Annotated in this window: 20 protein-coding genes and 1 tRNA gene; 5 read left to right on the forward strand and 16 right to left on the reverse strand. The window is 41.7% G+C overall.

Translation table 11 applies throughout. The features are described 5' to 3' along the window. Nucleotides 1-17: 17 nt before the first annotated feature. A complete protein-coding gene (gene zwf / locus HMPREF2991_RS09550; protein WP_070567479.1) occupies nt 18-1505 on the forward strand; it encodes a glucose-6-phosphate dehydrogenase in 1488 nt (495 codons plus the stop codon). Between the two features lie 44 nt (nt 1506-1549). Here zwf and ftsY read toward each other — a convergent pair whose 3' ends face one another. From ftsY to HMPREF2991_RS09565, 3 genes are read right to left on the reverse strand one after another with little or no spacing between them, the layout of a single operon-like run. Continuing rightward, the gene (gene ftsY, locus HMPREF2991_RS09555; RefSeq protein ID WP_070567481.1) at nt 1550-2857 is read right to left on the reverse strand and encodes a signal recognition particle-docking protein FtsY; all 1308 of its coding nucleotides are present in this window, start codon (nt 2855-2857) and stop codon (nt 1550-1552) included. Nucleotides 2858-2860: 3 nt separating this feature from the next. Further along, nucleotides 2861-3679, reverse strand: coding sequence for a Cof-type HAD-IIB family hydrolase (locus HMPREF2991_RS09560; protein WP_070567483.1), 819 nt, complete (start codon nt 3677-3679; stop codon nt 2861-2863). Continuing rightward, on the reverse strand, nt 3679-4470 hold the full coding sequence (locus tag HMPREF2991_RS09565) for a Cof-type HAD-IIB family hydrolase (RefSeq protein WP_070684043.1): 792 nt from the start codon (nt 4468-4470) through the stop codon (nt 3679-3681). The genes HMPREF2991_RS09560 and HMPREF2991_RS09565 overlap by 1 nt, the downstream gene beginning before the upstream one ends. A 205-nt stretch (nt 4471-4675) precedes the next feature. On the opposite strand from HMPREF2991_RS09565, the gene HMPREF2991_RS09570 reads away from it, so the two are divergent. After that, nucleotides 4676-5371, forward strand: coding sequence for a VIT1/CCC1 transporter family protein (locus HMPREF2991_RS09570; protein WP_049505873.1), 696 nt, complete (start codon nt 4676-4678; stop codon nt 5369-5371). 38 nt (nt 5372-5409) lie between these two features. On the opposite strand, the gene HMPREF2991_RS09575 is transcribed toward HMPREF2991_RS09570, so the two are convergent. From HMPREF2991_RS09575 to HMPREF2991_RS09595, 5 genes are all read right to left on the reverse strand, one after another. After that, a complete protein-coding gene (locus HMPREF2991_RS09575) occupies nt 5410-7398 on the reverse strand; it encodes an FtsX-like permease family protein (RefSeq protein ID WP_070683939.1) in 1989 nt (662 codons plus the stop codon). 1 nt (nt 7399) lies between these two features. Beyond that, nucleotides 7400-8158, reverse strand: coding sequence for an ABC transporter ATP-binding protein (locus HMPREF2991_RS09580; protein WP_000173369.1), 759 nt, complete (start codon nt 8156-8158; stop codon nt 7400-7402). A gap of 381 nt (nt 8159-8539) precedes the next feature. Continuing rightward, complete coding sequence (locus tag HMPREF2991_RS09585; RefSeq protein ID WP_070567489.1) at nt 8540-8812, reverse strand: PspC domain-containing protein; 273 nt, start codon at nt 8810-8812, stop codon at nt 8540-8542. A gap of 59 nt (nt 8813-8871) precedes the next feature. After that, a complete protein-coding gene (locus HMPREF2991_RS09590; RefSeq protein ID WP_070567491.1) occupies nt 8872-9315 on the reverse strand; it encodes a SprT family protein in 444 nt (147 codons plus the stop codon). Further along, nucleotides 9302-11431: a Tex family protein gene (locus HMPREF2991_RS09595; RefSeq protein WP_070567493.1), complete on the reverse strand. Its 2130-nt coding sequence runs from the start codon at nt 11429-11431 to the stop codon at nt 9302-9304. Before HMPREF2991_RS09595 ends, HMPREF2991_RS09590 begins: the two co-directional genes overlap by 14 nt. A gap of 130 nt (nt 11432-11561) precedes the next feature. On the opposite strand from HMPREF2991_RS09595, the gene HMPREF2991_RS11345 reads away from it, so the two are divergent. Genes HMPREF2991_RS11345 through HMPREF2991_RS09610 form a run of 3 tightly spaced genes read left to right on the forward strand, consistent with a single transcriptional unit; the run spans nt 11562 to nt 13411 of the window. Continuing rightward, nucleotides 11562-11693: an SPJ_0845 family protein gene (locus HMPREF2991_RS11345; RefSeq protein WP_000268697.1), complete on the forward strand. Its 132-nt coding sequence runs from the start codon at nt 11562-11564 to the stop codon at nt 11691-11693. Continuing rightward, nucleotides 11694-12599: a permease gene (locus HMPREF2991_RS09605; RefSeq protein WP_070567495.1), complete on the forward strand. Its 906-nt coding sequence runs from the start codon at nt 11694-11696 to the stop codon at nt 12597-12599. Next, nucleotides 12596-13411, forward strand: coding sequence for a TIGR03943 family putative permease subunit (locus tag HMPREF2991_RS09610; RefSeq protein ID WP_070567497.1), 816 nt, complete (start codon nt 12596-12598; stop codon nt 13409-13411). The genes HMPREF2991_RS09605 and HMPREF2991_RS09610 overlap by 4 nt, the downstream gene beginning before the upstream one ends. A gap of 20 nt (nt 13412-13431) precedes the next feature. Here the strand turns inward: HMPREF2991_RS09610 and HMPREF2991_RS09615 are convergent, their stop codons facing one another. The 8 genes from HMPREF2991_RS09615 to HMPREF2991_RS09650 all read right to left on the reverse strand — a co-directional run bounded on the left by HMPREF2991_RS09615 (nt 13432) and on the right by HMPREF2991_RS09650 (nt 22659). Continuing rightward, nucleotides 13432-14043: a tetratricopeptide repeat protein gene (locus tag HMPREF2991_RS09615; RefSeq protein ID WP_070567499.1), complete on the reverse strand. Its 612-nt coding sequence runs from the start codon at nt 14041-14043 to the stop codon at nt 13432-13434. A 17-nt stretch (nt 14044-14060) separates the two neighbouring features. Beyond that, nucleotides 14061-15113, reverse strand: a complete 1053-nt coding sequence (locus tag HMPREF2991_RS09620) for a hypothetical protein (protein WP_070567501.1) — start codon at nt 15111-15113, stop codon at nt 14061-14063. An 8-nt stretch (nt 15114-15121) separates the two neighbouring features. Beyond that, a complete protein-coding gene (locus tag HMPREF2991_RS09625; RefSeq protein WP_070567503.1) occupies nt 15122-15895 on the reverse strand; it encodes a nucleotidyltransferase domain-containing protein in 774 nt (257 codons plus the stop codon). A gap of 134 nt (nt 15896-16029) precedes the next feature. Beyond that, complete coding sequence (locus HMPREF2991_RS09630) at nt 16030-16980, reverse strand: bifunctional riboflavin kinase/FAD synthetase (protein ID WP_070567505.1); 951 nt, start codon at nt 16978-16980, stop codon at nt 16030-16032. Between the two features lie 143 nt (nt 16981-17123). Continuing rightward, nucleotides 17124-20663 carry a chromosome segregation protein SMC gene (gene smc, locus HMPREF2991_RS09635; protein WP_070683942.1) on the reverse strand — a complete coding sequence of 1180 codons (3540 nt, stop codon included), beginning with the start codon at nt 20661-20663 and terminating at the stop codon, nt 17124-17126. Beyond that, the gene (gene rnc, locus HMPREF2991_RS09640; protein WP_070567509.1) at nt 20654-21352 is read right to left on the reverse strand and encodes a ribonuclease III; all 699 of its coding nucleotides are present in this window, start codon (nt 21350-21352) and stop codon (nt 20654-20656) included. Before rnc ends, smc begins: the two co-directional genes overlap by 10 nt. Nucleotides 21353-21533: 181 nt before the next feature. After that, a tRNA-Arg gene (locus HMPREF2991_RS09645) sits at nt 21534-21605 on the reverse strand. Between the two features lie 67 nt (nt 21606-21672). Then, nucleotides 21673-22659, reverse strand: a complete 987-nt coding sequence (locus tag HMPREF2991_RS09650; protein ID WP_070683943.1) for a GMP reductase — start codon at nt 22657-22659, stop codon at nt 21673-21675. Between the last annotated feature and the right edge of the window lie 137 nt (nt 22660-22796).

Consider the following 22796-nt stretch of genomic DNA (forward strand, 5'->3'; position numbering starts at 1 on the left):
AGAAATTAGGTAGCTAGATGTCATCAAAGGTTATTGTTACAATTTTCGGTGCGAGTGGAGATTTAGCTAAACGCAAACTCTACCCTTCCCTTTTCAGACTCTATAAATCAGGCAATCTCTCTGAGCATTTTGCTGTTATCGGAACAGCTCGTAGACCTTGGAGTAAGGAATATTTTGAATCTGTAGTTGTCGAGTCCATCCTTGATTTGGCAGATAGTACCGAGCAAGCTCAAGAATTTGCTAGCCACTTCTACTATCAAAGCCATGATGTGAATGATACGGAACATTACATTGCTTTGCGCCAGTTACAAGCTGAGCTCAATGAAAAATACCAAGCTGAACACAACAAGCTCTTCTTCTTGTCTATGGCACCTCAGTTCTTTGGAACTATTGCCAAGCACCTCAAATCTGAAAACATTGTTGATGGCAAAGGTTTTGAGCGCTTGATCGTTGAGAAACCATTTGGTACAGACTACGAAACAGCTAGCAAACTCAATGAAGATCTCCTTGCAGCCTTTGATGAAGAGCAAATCTATCGTATCGACCATTACCTAGGTAAAGAGATGATTCAGAGTATCTTTGCTGTTCGTTTTGCCAACATGATCTTTGAGAATGTTTGGAACCGTGAGCACATTGATAATATTCAAATTACCTTTGCGGAACGCTTGGGTGTTGAAGAACGCGGTGGCTACTATGATCAATCTGGTGCCCTTCGTGATATGGTGCAAAACCATACTCTCCAACTCCTCTCTCTTCTAGCCATGGACAAACCAGCTAGCTTTACAAAGGATGAGATTCGTGCTGAAAAGATAAAGGTCTTTAAAAACCTCTATCATCCAACTGAGGAAGAACTGAAAGAGCACTTCATCCGTGGTCAATATCGTTCTGGTAAAGTTGATGGCATGAAATATATTTCATACCGTAGCGAACCAAATGTCAACCCAGAATCCATGACAGAAACCTTTGCTTCAGGTGCCTTCTTTGTTGAAAGTGACCGTTTCCGTGGTGTTCCATTCTTCTTCCGTACAGGTAAACGAATGACTGAAAAGGGAACGCATGTCAATATTGTCTTTAAGCAAATGGATTCAATTTTTGGAGAGCCTCTAGCACCAAATATTTTGACCATCTATATCCAACCAACTGAAGGATTCTCTCTCAGCCTCAATGGTAAACAAGTAGGTGAAGAATTTAACCTGGCGCCAAGCTCTTTAGATTACCGTACAGATGCTACTGCTACTGGAGCCTCACCAGATCCTTACGAGAAATTAATCTACGATGTCTTGAACAACAACTCAACCAACTTTAGCCACTGGGATGAGGTAAGTGCTTCTTGGAAATTGATTGATCGTATCGAAGAGCTTTGGGCTGAAAACGGAGCTCCGCTCCACGATTATAAAGCTGGAAGCATGGGACCACAAGCTAGCTTTGACTTACTAGAGAAGTTCGGAGCTAAATGGACCTGGCAACCAGATATCGCCTATCGTGAAGATGGCCGTTTAGAATAGCAAAAATATCCTGCAAGATTGACTTGCAGGATATTTATTTTGTATTAAATCAAGCCTTCTAAGAGACCTTTCATAAAGTTTTCAGAGTTGAACTCACCAATATCATCGATTTTCTCACCGAAACCAATCAATTTTACAGGGATATTGAGTTCTTCTCGAATTGCCAGAACAACACCACCACGGGCAGTTCCATCAATCTTAGTCAATACAATTCCTGTCACAGGGGTAATTTTCGAAAATTCTTTAGCCTGTACCAAGGCGTTTTGTCCAGTTGAAGCATCGAGTGCTAGGAAGGTTTCATGTGGTGCTTCTGGAAGCACACGCTTGATGATGCGACCAATCTTTTCCAACTCGGCCATAAGGTTTTCCTTGTTTTGCAGACGACCTGCTGTATCAATCATGAGAATATCAATTCCTTCTGCTACGGCACGTTCCATCCCATCAAAGACCACACTTGCTGGATCCGCTTTTTCAGGCCCCGTTACAACAGGAACATCCACACGACGTCCCCATTCTGCTAGCTGGGCAACGGCACCAGCACGGAAGGTATCCGCAGCAACCAGCATAACTTTCTTACCAGCTTGTTTGTAGCGATGAGCTAATTTCCCAATAGAAGTTGTTTTCCCAACACCGTTAACACCAACAAAGAGCATAACTGTCAAACCATCTTGGAAATGGATTTGTTCATTGTAATTGCCATCCTTTTCGTAGAGCTCAACCAATTTCTCGATAATGACACGGCGGAGTGCGTCAGGTTTCTTAGCATTTTCTAATTTGGCTTCATAGCGAAGCTCTTCTGTTAGGTTCGAAGCGACTTGCACACCGACGTCACTCATGATGAGCAGTTCTTCTAATTCCTCAAAAAAGTCTTCATCGACAGAACGGAAGTTGGCAAAGAAGGCATTCAAGCGTGCTCCGAATCCCGTACGCGTTTTCTTGAGACTGCGGTCATATTTTTCCTGAACCGTTTCTTCAACTTGTGGATATTCTTCTTCTACTTCAAAAGCTGGCTCTTCGTCACTTTCTAGAGATTCTTGGCTCTCTTCTTCGAAAAATTCTTCAGGCTCTTGGCTTTGCTCTGTCTCATCAACTTCTAGCTCAATCTCTTCCTGAGCAGTTTCTTCGACTGCTTCTGGTTCAATAACTTCTTCTGTCGAGATCTGAGGAATTTCTTCTTGAGCAGGTGTTTCTTCCACTTTTTCTCTTGTTGGCTCTTCCTGAGAAGTTTCTTCGACTGCCGTTTGGGTTTCTTCAACCTCTTCTGACAAATCAAGATTTTCCAAAGCTTCTTTTACAATATCTTCGATTTTCGGCTCTTCTTTTTTCCCGAATAAACGGTCAAATAATCCCATCTTCTAATTCTCCTTTAGCACGTATTCTTCGATAGCCCAAGCAACGGCTTCCTCGTCGTTGGTCATGGGGGTAACGACATTAGCAACTTCCTTAACTGCTGGAACTGCATTTTGCATGGCAACTCCCAGACCTGCCCACTCAATCATGGAAAGGTCATTGGCCTCGTCCCCACAAGCCATAACTTGACTTTGATCAATTCCTAAATGTTTAATTAATTTCGCTAAACCTGTTGCCTTGTGGACGTTTTTCGGCGACCATTCCAATAAGAGTTCACGCGATTTAAAGATTTCATATTGGTCAAATAATTCTGGAGAAATCTGTTGAATCGCTGCATCCAAAGGTTCTTGGGCAAAGGCAGTCACACATTTATTATACGTCATCTGACTAGATAGATCCTCAAAAGCGACAGGTACGAAAGTCAAGGCTGGGTTGAACTTGGCATAGAGACTTTCTTGGTCAGACTGGATTTGATAGACTGTTCCTTCTGAAATGGCATCTAACGGAAGTCCGAGTTTTTCAGTTTCCTCGTACAAACGTGCCACATCATCGATTGAAAAGACGGTTTTATCGAGAATCTCTCCAGTATTTTTCTGTACCAGACCACCATTAAAGGTGATGGTGTACTCGTCCTCCTGACCATCAGTCCCTAGCTCATGGAGAAAGAAATCCATAGCCTTCAAAGGACGACCTGTTGTCAGAACGACCTTGATGCCACGATCACGCGCAGCTTTGAGGACTTTCTTAGTTCGATCTGTCAGTTTTTTATCCGTTGTCAGCAAGGTTCCATCTAAATCGAGTGCAATCAATTTAATATCTGCCATTACAAGCCCTCCATATAAGTCATCACTGATTGGTCCTTATGGTGGCCAATCACTGTCTCTGCTAATCCTAAAATCTCTGGTCGCGCATTTTCAGGGGCGATTGGATGCCCCACAACCTGCATCATATGAAGGTCATTGAGATTATCGCCAAAAGCCATAACCTGATCCATGGTCAGACCAAGTTTTTTGGCTAACTCAACAATAGCCACACCCTTATCAACGTAGTCCAAGACAATATCGATGGATTCAAAACCAGTTGTCATGGCTTTCACACCAGAAACATTTTCGTTGACCCAGGCCTCTCCAGCTTCTATCGTTTCTTCAGTAAAGTTCGTAGTGAATTTAAAAATCTCATCTGAGATATCTTCCAAACTCGCTACTTTTTGAATGTTTTCATTGTAGTGACGGCTAAACATCAGATAGGTCTCATCCACTGTTTCCAAAACATAACAAGCTTTTTTCCCAGTCAAGAGCATTTTACTTTCATCAAAATAGGGCGATTTCTTTAAAGCTTCAAAAGTGCTCAAGTAAAAATCCCGAGACATAGTAGCCTCGTACATATTCTCACCATGAAACTCAACATAGCTCCCATTTTCAGCTATAAAAATCACTTCATCACGCACATCCGCAAACAACTTTTTCAGGGACAAGATACCGCGACCTGAAGCCACTGCAAAATAAATCCCCTTTTCCTTGTAGGAAACAAGTACGTTTTTGAGGCGTTCCATATCAAACCGACCCTCTCCATCTAGAAAGGTTCCATCCATATCGGTTGCTACAAGTTTAATCATAAAATCCTTCATTCTCCAATTGATAAATCTATCTTCTATTATACCATAGATAAGTTTAAAAAGGTCCAGTACAGTAGGATAGCACTACTTTTTCGGAGAAACTTCAAAGGGCATAAAAATTAGAATCGTAGAACTTTTTTCAGATAGTTTAAAAAGTTTGTATTCCCCTACTCTTTTCTCTATAATGGAGAGAAAGGAGATGACTATGACAGAAATGAAACATGAAATTGATGCAAACTTTGCAGGCCGACTCAATATCCTACGCGCAGGTGTTCTGGGAGCCAATGATGGGATTATTTCCATCGCTGGAGTCGTTATCGGTGTTGCCAGTGCGACAAGCAATATCTGGATTATCTTTCTATCAGGATTGGCCGCTATCCTCGCTGGTGCTTTTTCTATGGCAGGTGGCGAATATGTCTCTGTATCGACTCAGAAAGACACGGAAGAAGCCGCTGTCGCTAGAGAACAGTTGCTCTTGGATAAGGATATCGAATCTGCAAAACAATCTCTCTATGCTGCTTACCTTCAAAATGGTGAGTGTGAAACGTCCGCCCAACTCTTGACCAACAAGGCCTTTTTAAAAAATCCACTCAAAGCCTTGGTCGAGGAAAAATACGGTATCGAGTACGAAGAATTTACCAATCCTTGGCATGCTGCCATCTCTAGCTTTATCGCCTTTGTACTGGGAAGTCTTCCTCCTATGCTTTCGATCACTGTCTTTCCAAGTGATTATCGCATTCCTGCTACTGTTTTTATCGTTGCCCTTTCCCTTCTCGTCACTGGCTATACCAGTGCTAAACTAGGCAAGGCACCTACGAAAACTGCCATGATCCGTAACCTCTGTATCGGACTTCTCACCATGGGAGTGACTTACCTGCTTGGACAACTCTTCAGCATTTAAGATAAAGAAATACCTCGATAAACATCGAGGTATCTTTTTTACATTTGCACAATCTTGCGATAGCTTCTTGAGGTAATCATAAAGATTAAGACATAGACAACGAGGAAGATCGCACAGATGGATAAAGTGACAGTCAACATCATGGTCGCATCTAGCACACCAATGACTTTTAGGATGAGGCTAAGCATATGATAGGCAAAGGCAAGGTGTAGGAAGGCAAAGAGCAATGGGAGGAAGAAAACAGTTAGGACCTGTTTGTTAATCGTTTGCTTGATTTGCTTTTGATCGAGACCGACTTTTTGCAAAATGATAAAGCGTTCACGGTCTTCATAGCCTTCAGAGATTTGTTTGTAGTAGATAACAAGAACTGTTCCCACCATAAAGATGATAGAGAGGAAGATACCGATGAAGAAGACTCCACCAAAGAGAGCACTCATCTGCGCACTGCTATCAGCCAGATTGCTTCCGTAAACATAGCTTCCTTCTTTGTTTAATTCTCTATTAAAGTTGTTGACGAATTTTGAATAGTCATCTGCAATTTTAAGCTGCTCGTCCTCACTAGCCGTTACATTCATACCACCATAGTATTGATTAAAGATAGAAGAGTTAGGATGCTGTTCAAGAAAGGCTTGTAAGTCAGGAACAACCAAATAGTTATAGTCCGAAGTTAGAATATTGTACTGATTTGGGACATGTTCAAGAATAAAATCTTTTTTGATTTCTTCTTTGATCGTGTAGGTCTGGTTATTCAGAGTCAGTTCTTTCTGCCCTTGAAGTTCCTTGTTTTGAGCAAACAATCCAACTTCTTTACCTGAAAGTGCAAGTTTCTGTCCTGTCATATTCTCATAGTCTTTTTGGTCAAAGACCATAAAAATAGTTTTCGGTTGAACACGATTTTGACCTTTATCAAAGATTGTCAATTTCGTACCTTCTTGATTTGCCACACCAAAGTTACTGTATGTTAGGACTTCTTTCTTTGTGACAGTCAATCCTTTTTCACTAGCATACTGGCTCAAGAGTTTTTCGATATCTTCTTTTTCAACATTCTGTCCTGTAATCCCAAAATCATGTGGATTCATGACCTTCTTGAAGTTTTCTGATGCCTTAAAGATACTTGTTGCAGCAGACATAGTCACTAAGACCATGGTTGAGAGAATAGCAATCGTCGCCAGACCAACCGCATTTTTCTTCATACGGAAAATGAGATTAGATACGGAAATCATGTTGTTGGGTTGGTAATAGTAAGTCTTGTTTTTCTTTAAGATTTGTAAGAAAACTGTAATCCCTGCATTGAAGAGAAGATAAGTTCCCAAAATTACCAACAAGACTGCTACGAAGAAAATCAGAACAGCAGAAAGTGGATTTTCAACTGTTACTGCTAGGTAGTAACCCGCTCCCAAACTAATCAGACCTAGAATGGTTTGAAGGCCTAAGAAACGTCCTTTTTTCTCACCACTGGCCTTTTCACGAGAGAGTTGAAGGGCATTCATGCGTGCGATGCGAAAGGCATTGATAAAAATTAGACCTAGGAAGATAGCTCCAAAAATAAGGGTAACTAGGATAAAGACACTTGGTTGGAAGGTCGCTACGAGCTCCACCTTCATATTCATTAGCTTCAGAAGCAGAGCAAAGATGAGCTTATCAAAGAGAGCTCCTAAGCCAAGTCCAGCTGTCAAGGTTAGAGAGCCAAATATAAGAAGCTCCTTAAAGACCATGCTGATCAAATGGCGTTTTTCTAATCCTAACATGCCATAAATCCCTAGTTCTTTGGAACGGTTTTTCATGACGAAACTATTTGCATAAAAGACGATGATAGCCGAGGCAATAGTGACAATCACCATACCAAGACCAAGCGTCATGGAGATAGTCTCTCCCCCTCGAATCTTGCCAATATTAGGATTAAGTGTCAATGAGTAAAAGAGATAAGTGATGGTCACAGCTAAGAGAACTGCTAAAGCAAAGGGATAGTAGAGTTTGCGGTTTTTGATTAAGTTCGATACCGCTAACTTATTAGTCAATCGAAACATACTAATTCACCTCGCTCGCCATGACTGTCAAGGTATCAGAGATTTCCTGGAACATTTGACGTTCTGTCTTGTCTCCACGGTAGATTTGGTTATAGAGGATTCCGTCCTTGATAAAGAGAACGCGCTTGGCCCTACTTGCTGCTGCCGTTGAGTGGGTTACCATAAGAATGGTTTGGCCGCGTTCATTGATTTCATCAAATACATCGAGTAAGGCTGCAGATGACTTGGAGTCAAGAGCTCCTGTTGGCTCATCGGCAAGGAGAATTTCAGGTTCGGTGATGATGGCGCGTGCTACTGCTACCCGCTGTTTTTGACCACCAGAGATCTCGTAAGGATACTTCTCTTGCAATTGGTTGATACCCAAATTTTCAGCTGTCACTACCAATTTCTTCATCATCTCCGTGATGGGTTTTCGAGATAAAACTAGCGGAAGCAAGATATTATCCTTAACAGACAGGGTATCTAGTAAGTTAAAGTCTTGGAAAACAAATCCCAACTTCTCACGACGGAAACTCGAAGCCTGTGAATTTTTAATAGTGGCTGTGTCGGTTCCATTCAGGTAAACCTGCCCGCGAGTTGGTTTATCCAGCATAGCTAGGATGTTGAGCAGGGTTGACTTTCCTGAACCAGACTCACCCATGATGGCAACGTAGTCACCCTTTTCTACTGTAAAGTGAATGTCTTTGAGTGCTTCTACTTGGTTGCCTTGGAAACGTGTTTTATAGATTTTTTGAACGTGTTTTACATCTAAAAGTGTCATGATTTTCTCCTTCTTAATATCCCATTAATTGAAACTGTGCTTGCATCATAGCGCATCCCAGTTGAACACGCTCGATATCTTTTTGACTTGGTTTTCTTCTTTTCTTTTGTGAAATTCTTTTCATGGTTTTGCTCCTTTGTTCTTTATGAGTCTAGTTTATCGCAAAAAAAGGTAGCCTGCCATAACCTAACCTTACAAAAGAGACTTTAATCTTACATTTTTGTAAGATAGAAGAATATCAAGCAATTTCGCTATCAATATTTTACCACAAATGAAATACAAGAAGAAAACCCTTGCGGATGCAAGGGTTAAGGGTTCGCTTCTTTTTCTGACTTCTTTGAAAAATAAGGAAAGTTTCTGTAAACTATTTCAAAATCCAACTCACCAAAACCAGCCATCATTTTCATCAATGGCCTCGGCTTCCTTGCGTTTGCGTGGTCCTGTTCCATACATTTCTGCTTCAATCTCTTCCTTAGTTGGCAGGATAGAGGCTAGGATGATGTAGATAATCACGCCAATCCCAAAATTTGATATGGTAAAAATGGCAAAAAGAAAGCGGACTAAAGTTACATCAAAATTCCACTTATCTGATAGACCAGCTAAAACTCCCGACACCTTACTATTTCGTTTCATTTTATAAAATTTGTTATTCATGATTTGTTCCTCTTTCGGTATTCTTACAAGTAGTATAGCATGAAACGGGTTCACAAACATCAGTCCTTAGGCCGATTTAAGATGACGAGTTTACCACGGCAGACGCCACAACGATAGCGTTTGGTATCAATCCTACGCTTGCGCTGATAAGTTTGCTGACAGGATTGACACTGATAAACTAGGTAGGTACTTTGGTCTTTCTGAGGTGGGACAAAGCGCAGTCCATCCACTTCTTTCAAAAGTTCCTTGAAATCTCGGTCCCTATGTCGATAACCCTTTTTCTGAAAATAAAGGTGATAGTGACAGAGTTCATGGCGCACGATTTTGCGAAAGACTTCCAAACCTAGTTCATTATAAACCTTGGGATTAAAGTCCAAATGCCCATCCTTGGGGAAAAATCGTCCACCTGTCGTTCGCAGACGAGAATTCCACTGGGCTTGGTGGGTAAAAGGTCTACCAAAGTCTTCGAGGGAAACAGACTGAACGTACTCAGTCAGTTTCATCTGGAGCTAAGAGCGACAGATTGACTTTTTCACGTTCGGTATCGATTTTCTTGACCCAAACCGTTACCAAATCTCCGACTGATACCACTTGGCTGGGATGTTTGATAAATTTACGACTCATATGGGAAATATGAATCAAGCCGTCCTCGTGAATCCCGATATCAACGAAGGCACCGAAGTCAACGACATTCCGCACCACACCTTCCAGTTTCTGGCCGACTTTTAAATCCTTGATATCCAAGACATCTTGACGAAGCACAGGTGCGTCAAAGGAATCACGGAAATCTCGACCTGGTTTGAGAAGATCAGCAATGATATCTTTAAGGGTTTCTGGACCAAGTTCTAGTTCTTGCGCCATTTCTTTGACTGAAAGGGACTTGAGTTTGCTTTGAGCTTCTTCATTCAAGTCCTTGATATCCAAGCGTTTGAAGAGTTCCTTAACCGCAGCATAGTTTTCTGGGTGAACTCCAGTATTATCAAGAATATTGCTACTTTCCGGAATACGGAGGAAACCTGCAGCTTGCTCAAAGGCTTTGGCACCTAAACGAGGAACATTTTTGATTTGTGCGCGTGAAGTGATTTTCCCTTCTTCCTCACGGTATTTGACAATATTTTCAGAAATAGTTTTATTGAGTCCAGCTACGTGGGAGAGAAGTGCTGGGCTAGCTGTATTGACATTGACACCAACTTGGTTGACTACGGTATCGACGACAAAGTCCAGACTTTCAGACAGTTTCTTCTGACTGACATCGTGCTGGTATTGCCCGACACCGATTGACTTGGGATCAATTTTGACCAATTCAGCAAGAGGATCTTGCAAGCGACGGGCGATTGAGATAGCAGAGCGCTTTTCAACGGTCAAGTCTGGAAACTCCTGACGAGCTAGTTCACTAGCAGAATAGACTGAAGCACCACTTTCATTGACGATAACATAGCTGACTTCTGGAAAATCTTTCAGAACTTCCGCCACAAAGGCTTCACTTTCACGACTAGCCGTTCCATTTCCGATAGCAATAATTTCCACGCCATACTGGCCAATCAAGTCGGCTAAGTCTCGCTTGGCTTCTTCGATTTGACGAGCTGATGCTGGTTTGACAGGATAAATAACCTGTGTCGTCAGCATTTTCCCTGTTGCATCAACGACAGCAAGTTTGGCACCTGTACGAAAAGCAGGGTCAAAGCCTAGAACCACGCGCCCTTTCAGCGGAGCAACCAAGAGAAGATTGCGCAGATTGTCAGAAAAGAGTTGGATAGCTCCTTCTTCTGCCTTTTCAGTTAATTCTGTCCGAATGCGTCGTTCGATAGCAGGCAAGACCTTTTTCTTAACTGACTGTTGAACAACTTCATCTATATAGGCATTTTTCACCTTGAAACGGGCAGCAAAGAAAGATAAGATACGGTCCGTCGCATGTTCAAAGCCGACCTTCAAAATCCCTAGTTTCTCCCCACGATTGAGAGCCAAGGTACGATAGCCCTGCATATTTCCAACTGTCTCGGAAAAATCGTAATATATCTGAAAAACTTGTTTTTCATCAAGACTTTCATCTTTGACTTGCGAAGTGATTTTAGAGTGTCTCAACACTTCCTGATAGGTCAGTGAACGCAAGGTCACATCTTCAGATAAGGCTTCGACCAAGATATCAACCGCCCCAGCCAAGGTTTCTTGACCAGTCGCAAATCCTTCACAGACAAAGTTCTCAGCTTCTTTCTCTAAGCCATCTACATTCTGCAAGATCAAGCGGGCGAGAGGAAAGAGTCCAGCTTCTCGGGCAATAGTTGCCTTGGTTCGACGTTTTTCCTTATAAGGAAGATAGAGTTCTTCTACGTCTGCTAATTTCTCAGCTGCCAGGATAGCTTCTTCCAATTCCTTGGTTAGTTTGCCTTGTTCTTGAATCTTAGCTAAGACAGCTTCTTTACGATCGTTGAGATTTGTCAGACTTTTATCCAGATCAATAATGGCCTTAATCGCCACCTCATCCAGACTACCAGTCATGTCCTTCCGATAACGCGCGATGAAGGGAATCGTCGCCCCTTCTGCCGTCAAACTTAGAACAGTATCGATTTGCTTTAAGGTTACACCCAAATCTTGGGAAATTTTTTCATATTTTTTATCCATAAATCTATTATACCATAAGGAACAGCTCTTGTTTTGCCTTACCTGTTTTTGCATCTTTGATTATCAAAATAATCCCTTTTCCACAAAATAATAGTATAATAGAGGTAGAATGTAGAAAAGAGGTAGGCCTATGGCTGTTAAATTTACAAAAACGGATGATTTGGACAAGATGTTTGAAGAATTCGCCAAACTTCCTGACTTAACACAAGTCACTTTCCCAGATGACAAAAACAAAAAAGAAAAAGTTGAGAAGAAAAAATAGATGACTGTTTTCCAATCTCTTCCTCCTAGTGTATTACAAGCGGGAGCTATTTTTCTCTCCATCATGATTGAAGCCCTTCCTTTTGTCCTGATTGGGAGTCTGATTTCGGGATTGATTGAGGTCTATATCACACCTGATAAAGTTTATGAGTTTCTCCCTCGCAATCGTTGGGGGAGGATCTTTTTTGGTACCTTCATTGGCTTTCTCTTTCCATCCTGCGAGTGTGGAATCGTTCCGATTATCAATCGTTTTCTGGAAAAGAAAGTGCCCAGCTACACGGCAGTTCCCTTTCTGGTGACTGCTCCCATCATCAATCCTATCGTTCTTTTCGCCACATATTCTGCCTTTGGCAATTCAATAAAACTTGCCTTCTTGCGAGCCCTGGGAGCCATTGTGATTGCTTTGGTGCTTGGTATTTTCCTAGGATTTTTCTGGAAGGAACCCATTCAAAAAGAGAATTCTATTACTTGTCATGAACATGACTTTTCACACTTGACTCCTCCTAGAAAAGTCTTTCAGGTCTTTATTCAAGCTATTGATGAGTTTTTCGATATGGGGCGTTACTTGGTCTTTGGCTGTCTCTTTGCGGCCATCGTACAGGTATATGTCCCGACTCGGATCCTGACCTCTATCAGTGCTAGTCCAGTCCTTGCGATTCTCTTGCTCATGTTTCTTGCCTTTCTTCTCTCTCTTTGTAGCGAGGCGGACGCCTTTATCGGCGCTTCTCTCCTCTCGAGCTTCGGCCTAGCACCAGTCCTTGCTTTTTTGGTCATTGGCCCCATGCTTGATATCAAAAATCTCCTCATGATGAAGCACTATCTCAAAGCGCGTTTCATCTGGCAATTCATGGGCATTGTGACAGTTCTTGTCTTGCTTTATTCTTACATGATGGGAGTGATGATATGACCCGATTTTTCATTTTACTGGGTTATTTTTCCCTAACTCTGTATCTGCAGCTTTCTGGCAAGCTCAGTCACTACATTAACCTCCACTATTCCTATCTACTCTATATTTCCATGCTCCTTTCTCTTCTATTGGCTCTGGTCCAATTCTATATCTGGATCAAGAAAATCAATTCTCACAGCCATTTAGAAAGTCGTCGAGCTAGACGAATCAGCTTCTTTTTACTGTCGCTACCTCTGTTAATTGGAGTTGCCTTTCCTACCGTAAGTTTGGACTCGAGAACTGTATCTGCCAAAGGTTATCATTTCCCACTTGGTGAGGGAATTGATACTGCTATTCAGGCAAGCGAAGGAACATCCAGTCAATACCTCAAACCCGATACCAGTACCTATTTTTCCAAGTCTGCTTATGAAAAGGAAATGCGGACTACAGCTGATAAATACCTCTCCCAGCCAACCATTCAAGTCACAGACGAAAACTATATGGAAGTCATGGAAGTTCTCTATGACTATCCACAAGAGTTTGAAGGAAAGCAAATCGAGTTTACAGGCTTTGTCTATAATGATCCTAGCCATCCAGATAGCCAGTTCCTCTTTCGCTTTGGAATCATCCACTGTATCGCAGACTCTGGTGTATATGGGCTCTTGACCAAGGGAAACTCACGGCAGTATCCTGACAATACCTGGATTACTGCTAGGGGAACCCTGACACTCCACTACCATAAAGAACTCAAACAAAAACTCCCAACACTAGAGGTTGAGAGTTTCACAAAAGTAGATAAACCAGAAAATCCTTATGTCTATCGCGTTTTTTAATAAAAAGTAGCCTTTTCAGGCTACTTTTTATTATTTAGCAATTTTCTAACCTCTTGAGCACCAATCTGATCGCCTGCCTTTTCAAAAAGAACGATAGCTTGTAAAAAATTTTCATGTGATTCTTCAGGATTTTGTATCGAACCAATCTCTCCTAAACCTCTATAGGCACAAGCTTGGGCAATCAAATCATCTGTTTGCAAAGCTTGTTTTAAGGACTGTTCCATATACATGAATGCTTCTGCTACTTTTCCTAGCTTTAATCGTAAATAACCTTGCTCATAATTGTTAACAGAAGATTTGAGGGTATCCTCTGTAAAAGCTTCTTCAATGACTTTTTGCTCTCTTTCGATATAGAAAAGGGCCGTTTGAAATTCATTCATTTCACGATAAACCATGGCTAACTGATGATAGCCTATATGTTCATTTTCTGGGTCACTTTTAGTTCGTGCTAAGTCAATGTAACGCTGATAGATACTTAAGCACTCGTTGTATTCTTGCTCTTCGAGATAAATATACCCCATCAAATTTAACAAACTAAAATCTGTGCAAGTTTCCAATAAAAAATCAGCTTCAACTAACTTTTTAGCCTCATTAATCTTGCCCTCAAACAATAAATCCCATGTTTGATTCATACATTTTCTCCTGCATCTTATGTTGTATAGAAATCTATTGACAAATCGCTATCAGACTCGTATTTTTTCCAAGCTAAACTGAAACCATAATAATCTTCAAATTCAGGGTGCCAGTCATAATAAAGTGGGACACGACTATACTTTCTCGCTACAACTTCGTCTTCAAATTCTGGAGACTCCCCTGCAGTAATACCAAATTGAAGACCATTTAGTTCCCAAGTATTTCCCCAAACGTTTTCATCAGAGAGAACATCAATCCATCTAGAAGCATCAATATCAAAATCTGCACATAATTCCAGTTCATAGAATCTTCTACAGTTAATCTCTGAAGGTTTTATATAAAGGGCGCTATCAACTTGGTACTTTTTATCGCTGACTTGAATCTGTGTGATTTTCATTGGAATTGGAACTCCATTTAATTCTAACCAGAAATATCCTAAAGGAGTTTTGATACTATAATATGTTTGCTGAGAGTTGGGGTTAGCGTTTTGGGAGCAAGCATCAAGAATTCTTCCTAGCTTTATTATATTTCTACAAACGTTTTTCGAAGTGTGTGGGTCAAAATGTGAATACCTACGAATGACACGTTTTAACTTTTCAACAGGAAAAGTGATATCCTTTGGTAGGGCATGATACTTCTGTACAACTAAAGCATTTTTTTCAGTATTTTCCTTCCCGACTGGGACAATAACAGCGTGTCCTATATGGATATTTGGGTCATCACAGATATAAGTATAACCATTCCCTCCCTCCTGAAACTCAACCACAACAAGATTTAACTCTTGATCTGGATCAAAGAGAGGCTCTACCTTTTCTACTTCTTGGCGCTCATAAAAAGTAAAGTGATCTCCATCCCCCTCTTCGCCAAAAACCATGAAACTGCCACACTCAGGGCACTTCCACATATAAAATGACGCTTCAGAAATATCATCATAAGAAATTTTATTATGGTCGTCAGCTTTATTTATGATTTCTTCAAACAACTCATCTGAATAAACTGAATAAGCATTTGGATCGGGCGCTCGGTGATCATTCATAGCTTGCCCACATTTACATGTCCATTTACCCATAAAAAACCTCAGTCGTGCTCTAATTCTTCAAGGAAAAATTGATTTAGAGCTCTCCAGTCTTTCTTTTCCTCACTAACACTTTGAACGTATGCATCTAGCTCTTGGATATTAGCTAAAATATAATCTTGAATTGGCATTATCGGATCAATTTCCATACCTTCAGGCCCAATTATCTTAATGCCTAGCAATCTTGAAACATGCTCCTGCATTTGAGACGGAAGTAATTCTTTGACCAAATCATCAAACAAAATTGGAGGGACTGAATGGTATTTTTCAATCCAACGACAGGCCAAAATAGGACGCAGCGCATAGAAATACTTTTTAGGTTTGACCTTGTCTCCTGAAAGATACTTATTCATTTGAGTTCTAGCAGTGTTCAAGTAATGGTGGAGCATTTTCTTCTCAGAAAAATACTGGTTGGCAAGAGGACGCATGCGCTCGATAAAATCCGTTTGTTGATAGACAATTGGTGACTGTAACCATTCAAACAGTGTAGGATTTGACTTATAAAGGAGTTTTAAAGTCTTGTCTAAATCCCAACCACTCACATCCCAAGTATCGTCAATTGGTAGCTCGATAACATCACGCTGTTCATTCAAACGGAGATAAAAATCTTGCTTGTGTTTGTAGATAAATCGTACATCAAAGTCACTATCGGGAGACTCAAAACCCCAAGCACGACTACCAGACTCAATAGCCCATAAAACTCTAACACCATAATCACGCTCAATTTCTGCTAATTTTTCCGGTACCAAAATATTCATTTCTTCTTGCGTTTGCATAATAAAGCCTCGTCTATAATTTGGACATAAATAGTTACTAAAATAGGTAACTAAGAGGACTGAAAGTGCATTATATCACACTTTCAAAACTACTAAAAAAAACTAATCCTCCTAGTAGCTTTTTCAGACATTTTCTATACCTGAGACCCTTGAATGACAGATTCTCCATCCTTCCAGTTCCGAGCAATTTCTTCGTCTTTCTGGAGTTGGTCTACGAGCTCGTCGATGGAGTCAAATTTGACCATATCGCGGATACGATCCAGCCAGTAGACCATGACTGTCTCACCGTAAATATCGTCTGAAAAGTCGAAAATATTGACTTCAAAACGTGGTTCTTCTCCATCAAAGGTAACATTTTTGCCAACGCTCGCCATTCCACGATATCTCTGACGTTGCACTTCGATATCGACTACGTAAACACCGTCCGCTGGCATGTAAGTTCGGTCTCTTAGGACCAGATTGGCTGTTGGATAACCAATAGTCCGCCCACGAGCATTTCCATGAACGACCATCCCACGAGATGGGAGCGGTGTGCCGAGCAGATGATTGACTTCCTTTACATCTCCATCAAGAATAGCCTGACGAATCCGTGTAGAACTAATCTTGCCCTTTTCATCCTCAACTGGAGGAACAATGATGATCTCTCCATCAAAATAGTCCTTCAGGTCATCCGCAGCTTTCTTATCTGAGCCAAAGGTATAGTCAAATCCTGCTACAATAATCGCTGGTTTTAAAGCTCGAACATAGGTATCAAAGAATTCTTGACCGGTTAGATTGGCAAATTTGCTACTAAAGTCAAGTAAGAAAAGAGCCTCTACTCCGTGCCACTTCATCTTGTGCTCTCGTTCCTCATGATTGACGATGTGAAGCATGAGTTCAGGTTGGTAAGGTTGTAAGGCAAGTTTTGGCGATTCTGTAAAGGTCATCACGACAACTGGCAGATAATCCTTCATCGAAGCCTTGCTGGCCACTTCAAAGAGTTTCTGATGTCCCTTGTGGATACCATCAAAATAACCTAGTACAAGGACTGTTTTCCCTGGTACTGCAATATCTTTTTCGTTCTTAATAGGTACTGTTGTAATCATGAAACTATTATATCATAGAGAAAGTCTTTTCGCTAAGAGGAAATCCCAAATGTTGTTTTTTGCACCTGAACTGACCGTAAGAGAAAATTTAGCACTTTAGTTTAAAAAAATAGCACCTCATAAGAGATGCTATCATTTGGTAACTAGTCTATTGTTTCTTCCATATCTTTTAACTTAACCGAAACAATCTTAGAAACACCTGATTCTTGCATGGTAACTCCATAGATAGAGTCCGCCGCCGCCATCGTCCCCTTACGGTGGGTTACGACGATAAACTGACTATCCTTGTCAAAGCGGTTGAGATAGTCCCCAAAGCGTTTAACATTGGCTTCGTCCAGCGCCGCCTCTACCTCGTCCAAGATGACGAAAGGAATGGTCTTAACTCGGATGATTGAGAATAGCAGAGCCAGAGCAGATAGGGCTTTTTCACCACCACTCATGAGGTTGAGAGATTGGATTTTCTTACCTGGTGGTTGAACAGAAATCTCCACACCAGCTGTTAAAAGATCGCCCTCAGTCAATATCAAGTCTGCCTGACCACCGCCAAACATCTGTCTAAAGGTCACTTTAAAGGACTCACGAATAGCCTCAAAGGTTGATTTGAAGCGCTCCTTAACCTCATCATTCATCTCTGTGATGGTCTCAAGGAGTAGGTTTTTCGCAGACAAAATATCATCTCGTTGACTATTGAGGAAGTCCAGACGGTTGTGAACTTCTTCGTACTGGTCAATAGCGTCTAAGTTGACAGGCCCCAGCGAGCGAATAGCCTTCTCTAAATCCTTAACCTCTTGCTCTGCCAGATTGAGATTTTCCAGTTCATGAGCCTTTTCTAGAGCTTCAGTGTAGCTGATCTGGTACTGGTCTGTTAATTGAGCTTGTAGATAGCGCAAGCGTTCGCTGACCTTTTCTTTCTTAGCTTCAGCACGTGTTTGTTTGCGAATCCACTCCTCATTCTGCTGACGAGCCTGGTCCAAATGGCTGGCAATATCATCCAGTTGACCCTCGATATCATCCAATTCAAACTGCTTGCGAATCAGACCTTGTTGGAGGTTTGTTTTCTGATTTTTGGCCTCTTCCGCCTGCTGACTTAGCAGATCCGTATCAACCTTCTCAAGATTATCAACCTTTTCTTGGAGGAGACGCTGGATTTCTTCTTGTTCAAGATTGAGGTTATCTAATTCCTTACCTAAGCGTTCAATATCAGTCACTTCATACCGCTTTTGTCCTTGCAGTTCTGACTTAAGCAAGCGCGCTTGAGAAATCTGTTCCTGCAAGTTTTGATAACGTTCTTGAATAGCGTTTTTGTTAGACTTAATCTCTTCAATCTCAGCTTCCAGATTTTGCTTTTCACTGGCGATAGTAGCGAGGCGCTCTTGGCATTTTTCCTTGTCCGCTTGCCAATCTCCTTCAGATAGGCGATTTAATTCCTCTTCTTGAAGTTTCCAAAGCGTTTCCAGTTCTTCGACCTGCTGATTGGTTTGTTGATAAGCAAGATACAAGCCTTGCTCCTGAATACGAGCTTGCTCACCCTGAGACTTGATAGCTTCTAATCTTTCAGTCAATACCGCCATCTCATCTTGCAAGGTCTTCAAACTCGCTTCTTCTGACCGCAAGTCAGCTTCTTCTTCAGCAATTTCTTTTTGTAATTGCTCCAGTTCTGGCTTGATGAAAATACTGTTGTTTTGACGATTGGCACCACCCGCGTAGGAACCACCTGTACGCAACTCTGTCCCATCCAGTGTCACCATACGAACCTGATAGCGAACTTGACGAGCTGCGGCACGCGCATGTTCTACAGTATCAAAGATAGCCGTTGTGGCTAGCAAGTTCTTGAAAATGGCTTCTAGTCTCTTGTCAAACGACACCAAGTCATCTGCCATTCCCAGAAATCCTGGACTTGCAGCGATAGCATCTTGGTTCTGACTAGAAATCGTACGCGCCTTGATCGTTGTCAAAGGAAGAAAGGTTGCACGACCAGCTCTATTACGTTTGAGGAAATCAATCGCCTTAGTTGCCGCGTTTTCATCTTCTACAATGATATGCTGACTGCTAGCTCCAAGCGCAATTTCTAGGGCAGTTTGATAATGCACATCAAAGGTCAAATGTTCACTGACTGCACCAATGATCCCACCAAGACGGGCTTTTTCTTGAAGAACACTCTTAACACCCGCATAAAAATTACTATGATTTCTTAGGATGTTTTCCAAACTCTGGGCTCTAGCCTGCTTGTTTTTGAGACTGTCTAGACGGTCAAAGAGTTGGCTCTGCTGGGCTTGGTAAGAAACTTTCTGCTCCTCTTGCTCCTTGGCACTAGCTTGGTAGTCTGCCAATAATTTCTGAACCTGCTCCTTGGCAGTTTCAAGCTCAGCCTGTTGTTGACTGGCCTTCTCTTTAGCTGTAGCCAGTTGTTCTTTCAGTTTCTCAAGTTGGTCTGCTTGTTTTTGAGATAGTTGACGGCTGTTCTCTAGTTCATTCTCGATACGAGTCAGTTGGTTTGAAACATCCGCTTCTTCTTGTAAAAGAGCGACAAAGCGTTCACGCAAGAGCTCAATCATTTGGTCAGGATCATCTGAAAAAGCTAGCAATTCTGCTTCTAGATGATTGAGTTCTTTGTTGTTTTCAGCTAGACTTTTCTCTAACTGTTCCAAGTTCGCTTCTTTTTCAGCCTTTTCCTTACTTAGAGCCTTTCTCTTATCTTCCAGACTCGCCAAACGGGCTTGCGCTTCTTGTTGATTAAGGGCTACTTGCTCAGATTCCAGTTTGGATAGGGCTAGTTTTCGCTCTAAGTCACTGATCAAACTAGTCAAATCCATTAAGCTTCCTTGGTCTTTAGCCATTTCAGCTTGGAGATCTTGGCGTTTCTTTTTAAGAGTTTGATTTTCTTCCTCTAACTCTTCACGTTTTTGGTAATAACTGGTCAAGAGTTCCTGAACCTGCGTTAGTTCTTCTTCTGTCAGCTCTAGTTCAGCCTTGTTTTCCTTGATTTGGGCAACCAGTACATCCAAGTAAATAGCCTTGCGTTGACCATCCAAGTCGAGAAACTTGCGAGCATTCTCGGCTTGTTTTGCAAGGGGCTTGATTTGATTGTCCAACTCATAGATAATGTCCTCTAAGCGGTCGAGATTGTCCTGAGTTTGTTGCAGTTTGCTTTCTGTTTCTTTTCGACGAGTCTTGTATTTTAAAACTCCAGCAGCTTCTTCAAAAATAGCTCGGCGTTCCTCTGGCTTGGAATTAAAAATCTCCTCAACCTTCCCTTGAGAGATGATGGAGAAGGAATCCCGTCCCAAACCGGTATCCAAGAAGAGGTCATGAATATCACGCAAGCGAACTTTCTTGCCATCAATTCGATACTCGCTATCTCCACTACGATAGATATGGCGTTCTACCTTAATGACTTGCCCTGCATCCTTGATGAAGCCATCTTCATTGTCCAAGGTCACGATAACAGAGGCATAATTGAGTGGCTTACGACTTTCGGTCCCAGCAAAGATAACGTCGGGCATCTTGCCGCCACGAAGACTCTTGACACTGGACTCCCCCAAGGCCCATCGCAGACTTTCTGTGATATTTGACTTCCCAGAACCATTGGGCCCAACGACAGCTGTCACACCTTGGTCAAAGACGACCTTGGTCTTGTCAGCAAAGGACTTGAATCCCTGAATCTCAATCTCCTTTAAATACATGAATCCAGCCCCTTCTCAACTGCATTTTTTGCGGCCTCTTGCTCTGCCAATTTTTTAGAACGGCCTTGGCCTTTTCCTATACTCTTGCCCTCAACCAGAACTTCTACATCAAAAACCTTATCATGAGCAGGTCCCGTTTCAGAGGTCACCTGGTAGCGAATATCCACATCGCCATTAACCTGGAGCAACTCTTGCAGGTGTGTCTTGTAATCCTTAATCATTTCAAAGTCACCTGCTTCAACCTTGGGGATCATTACTTGATAGATAAACTCTTTTACTCTAGCAACATCCTTATCCAAAAGCAATGCTCCCAAAAAGGCTTCAAAGGCATCTCCAAGAATGGTGTCACGATTGCGCCCACCAGACTTTTCTTCCCCTTTTCCTAGCTTGATAAACTGATCAAACTGGCAATCACGCGCAAAACCAGCCAAACTCTCCTCACGGACAATCATGGCACGGAGCTTGGACAAATCACCCTCTGGTTTCTTAGGATATTTTTTATACAGATATTCTGAAATCAATAATTGCAGAACAGCGTCTCCTAAAAATTCCAAGCGCTCATTGTGTGAAATTTTTAAGAGGCGGTGCTCATTGGCATAACTCGTATGAGTAAAGGCAGTTTCTAGTAGCTTTTTATCTGCAAATTCGATTGCAAAACGCTTCTTTAGTACAGTTTGTAATTCTTTCATACCAACCTCTTTCTAACTGATAACAGTCTCTTTTATTATATCAAAAAAAGCCCCCTGAGTCACTTTAAAACGGGACTAGAGGGGATTTGAGCATTTTTAGAACAAACTTTTCATTTTTAGGGGCAAATTTGAGGCAGGATAAATAAAAAGCCTTATTTAAGGCTTTCATAGGCTATTTACATCCACCCTGAGGGAATCGAACCCCCATCTCAAGAACCGGAATCTTACGTGATATCCATTACACTAAGGGTGGAAACTTGTCTTATTATAACAGAAATTTGCTCTAATAACAAGTTTTTTATGGGTAAACTAAGCGTCCGTTAGTGTGAAGCATCCCCGTTCCAGATAGAGTTTTTCACGATAACATAATCAACATGTTTGAGGTCCGCAACTTTGCGTCCACCTGCATAAGAGATAGCACTTTGTAAGTCCTGCTCCATCTCAGTAAGGGTGTCTTGCAAATGCCCTTTAGCAGGCAGTAAGATGCGCTTACCTTCCACATTTTTATATGCTCCCTTTTGGTATTGAGAAGCTGAACCATAGTATTCTTTGAACTGTTCGCCGTCGACTTCAATCGTCTTTCCTGGGCTTTCGATATGTCCTGCAAAAAGGGAACCGATCATGACCATGCTGGCACCGAAACGGATAGACTTGGCAATATCACCATGAGTACGAATCCCACCATCAGCAATAATCGGTTTACGTGCAGCCTTGGCACACCAGCGTAGGGCAGCCAACTGCCAACCACCTGTACCAAAACCAGTCTTGACCTTTGTGATACAAACCTTACCAGGACCGATTCCTACCTTAGTAGCATCCGCACCAGCATTTTCCAATTCACGCACAGATTCTGGCGTTCCCACATTTCCAGCAATGACAAATGTACCTGGTAATTCTTTCTTGATGTGCTGAATCATAGAAATCACGCTATCCGCATGACCGTGAGCAATATCAATTGTGATGTACTCAGGAGCATCAGCCTTGAGCTGGCTAACAAAGTCATACTCGTAATCCTTGACACCAACAGAAATGGAAGCAATGAGCCCTTGATCGTGCATACGTTTGATAAAAGGAATGCGCCCCGCTTCATCAAAACGGTGCATAATGTAAAAGTAACCGCCTTTAGCAAGTTGCTCTGCTACGTTCTCATCCAAAATCGTCTGCATATTTGCTGGCACAACAGGTAGTTTGAAAGTGTGATTTCCAAGTGTGACACTTGTGTCTGCTTCTGCACGGCTTTTAATGACACATTTATTTGGGATCAACTGAATATCTTCGTAATCAAAAATTGGAAATTCATTTAACATATCGATGTCTCGTTTCTTTTGTAATGATCTACCTATGCTTGCGCATCTCTACGCCTTTTTCCGACGTTTCCTTGACTTATTATAAACCAAAGTACAGTTTTTGTCAAATATTTTCAATAATCAAATTATATTGTTCG

The sequence above is a fragment of the Streptococcus sp. HMSC072D07 genome, from assembly GCF_001814835.1.
Classification (GTDB): domain Bacteria; phylum Bacillota; class Bacilli; order Lactobacillales; family Streptococcaceae; genus Streptococcus.

Excerpts from the sequence above, each read along its gene's own strand:
- HMPREF2991_RS09580 (WP_000173369.1), bottom strand. The coding sequence starts at position 8,158 with ATGACACTTTTAGATGTAAAACACGTTCAAAAAATCTATAAAACACGT.
- rnc (WP_070567509.1), bottom strand. The coding sequence starts at position 21,352 with ATGAAAGAATTACAAACTGTACTAAAGAAGCGTTTTGCAATCGAATTT.
- ftsY (WP_070567481.1), bottom strand. The coding sequence starts at position 2,857 with ATGGGATTATTTGACCGTTTATTCGGGAAAAAAGAAGAGCCGAAAATC.
- HMPREF2991_RS09625 (WP_070567503.1), bottom strand. The coding sequence starts at position 15,895 with ATGCAAACGCAAGAAGAAATGAATATTTTGGTACCGGAAAAATTAGCA.
- HMPREF2991_RS11345 (WP_000268697.1), top strand. The coding sequence starts at position 11,562 with ATGGCTGTTAAATTTACAAAAACGGATGATTTGGACAAGATGTTTGAA.
- HMPREF2991_RS09610 (WP_070567497.1), top strand. The coding sequence starts at position 12,596 with ATGACCCGATTTTTCATTTTACTGGGTTATTTTTCCCTAACTCTGTAT.
- HMPREF2991_RS09605 (WP_070567495.1), top strand. The coding sequence starts at position 11,694 with ATGACTGTTTTCCAATCTCTTCCTCCTAGTGTATTACAAGCGGGAGCT.
- HMPREF2991_RS09590 (WP_070567491.1), bottom strand. The coding sequence starts at position 9,315 with ATGAAACTGACTGAGTACGTTCAGTCTGTTTCCCTCGAAGACTTTGGT.
- HMPREF2991_RS09650 (WP_070683943.1), bottom strand. The coding sequence starts at position 22,659 with ATGTTAAATGAATTTCCAATTTTTGATTACGAAGATATTCAGTTGATC.
- HMPREF2991_RS09560 (WP_070567483.1), bottom strand. The coding sequence starts at position 3,679 with ATGGCAGATATTAAATTGATTGCACTCGATTTAGATGGAACCTTGCTG.
- HMPREF2991_RS09620 (WP_070567501.1), bottom strand. The coding sequence starts at position 15,113 with ATGGGTAAATGGACATGTAAATGTGGGCAAGCTATGAATGATCACCGA.
- HMPREF2991_RS09570 (WP_049505873.1), top strand. The coding sequence starts at position 4,676 with ATGACAGAAATGAAACATGAAATTGATGCAAACTTTGCAGGCCGACTC.
- HMPREF2991_RS09585 (WP_070567489.1), bottom strand. The coding sequence starts at position 8,812 with ATGAATAACAAATTTTATAAAATGAAACGAAATAGTAAGGTGTCGGGA.
- HMPREF2991_RS09565 (WP_070684043.1), bottom strand. The coding sequence starts at position 4,470 with ATGATTAAACTTGTAGCAACCGATATGGATGGAACCTTTCTAGATGGA.
- HMPREF2991_RS09630 (WP_070567505.1), bottom strand. The coding sequence starts at position 16,980 with ATGATTACAACAGTACCTATTAAGAACGAAAAAGATATTGCAGTACCA.
- zwf (WP_070567479.1), top strand. The coding sequence starts at position 18 with ATGTCATCAAAGGTTATTGTTACAATTTTCGGTGCGAGTGGAGATTTA.
- HMPREF2991_RS09595 (WP_070567493.1), bottom strand. The coding sequence starts at position 11,431 with ATGGATAAAAAATATGAAAAAATTTCCCAAGATTTGGGTGTAACCTTA.
- HMPREF2991_RS09575 (WP_070683939.1), bottom strand. The coding sequence starts at position 7,398 with ATGTTTCGATTGACTAATAAGTTAGCGGTATCGAACTTAATCAAAAAC.
- smc (WP_070683942.1), bottom strand. The coding sequence starts at position 20,663 with ATGTATTTAAAGGAGATTGAGATTCAGGGATTCAAGTCCTTTGCTGAC.
- HMPREF2991_RS09615 (WP_070567499.1), bottom strand. The coding sequence starts at position 14,043 with ATGAATCAAACATGGGATTTATTGTTTGAGGGCAAGATTAATGAGGCT.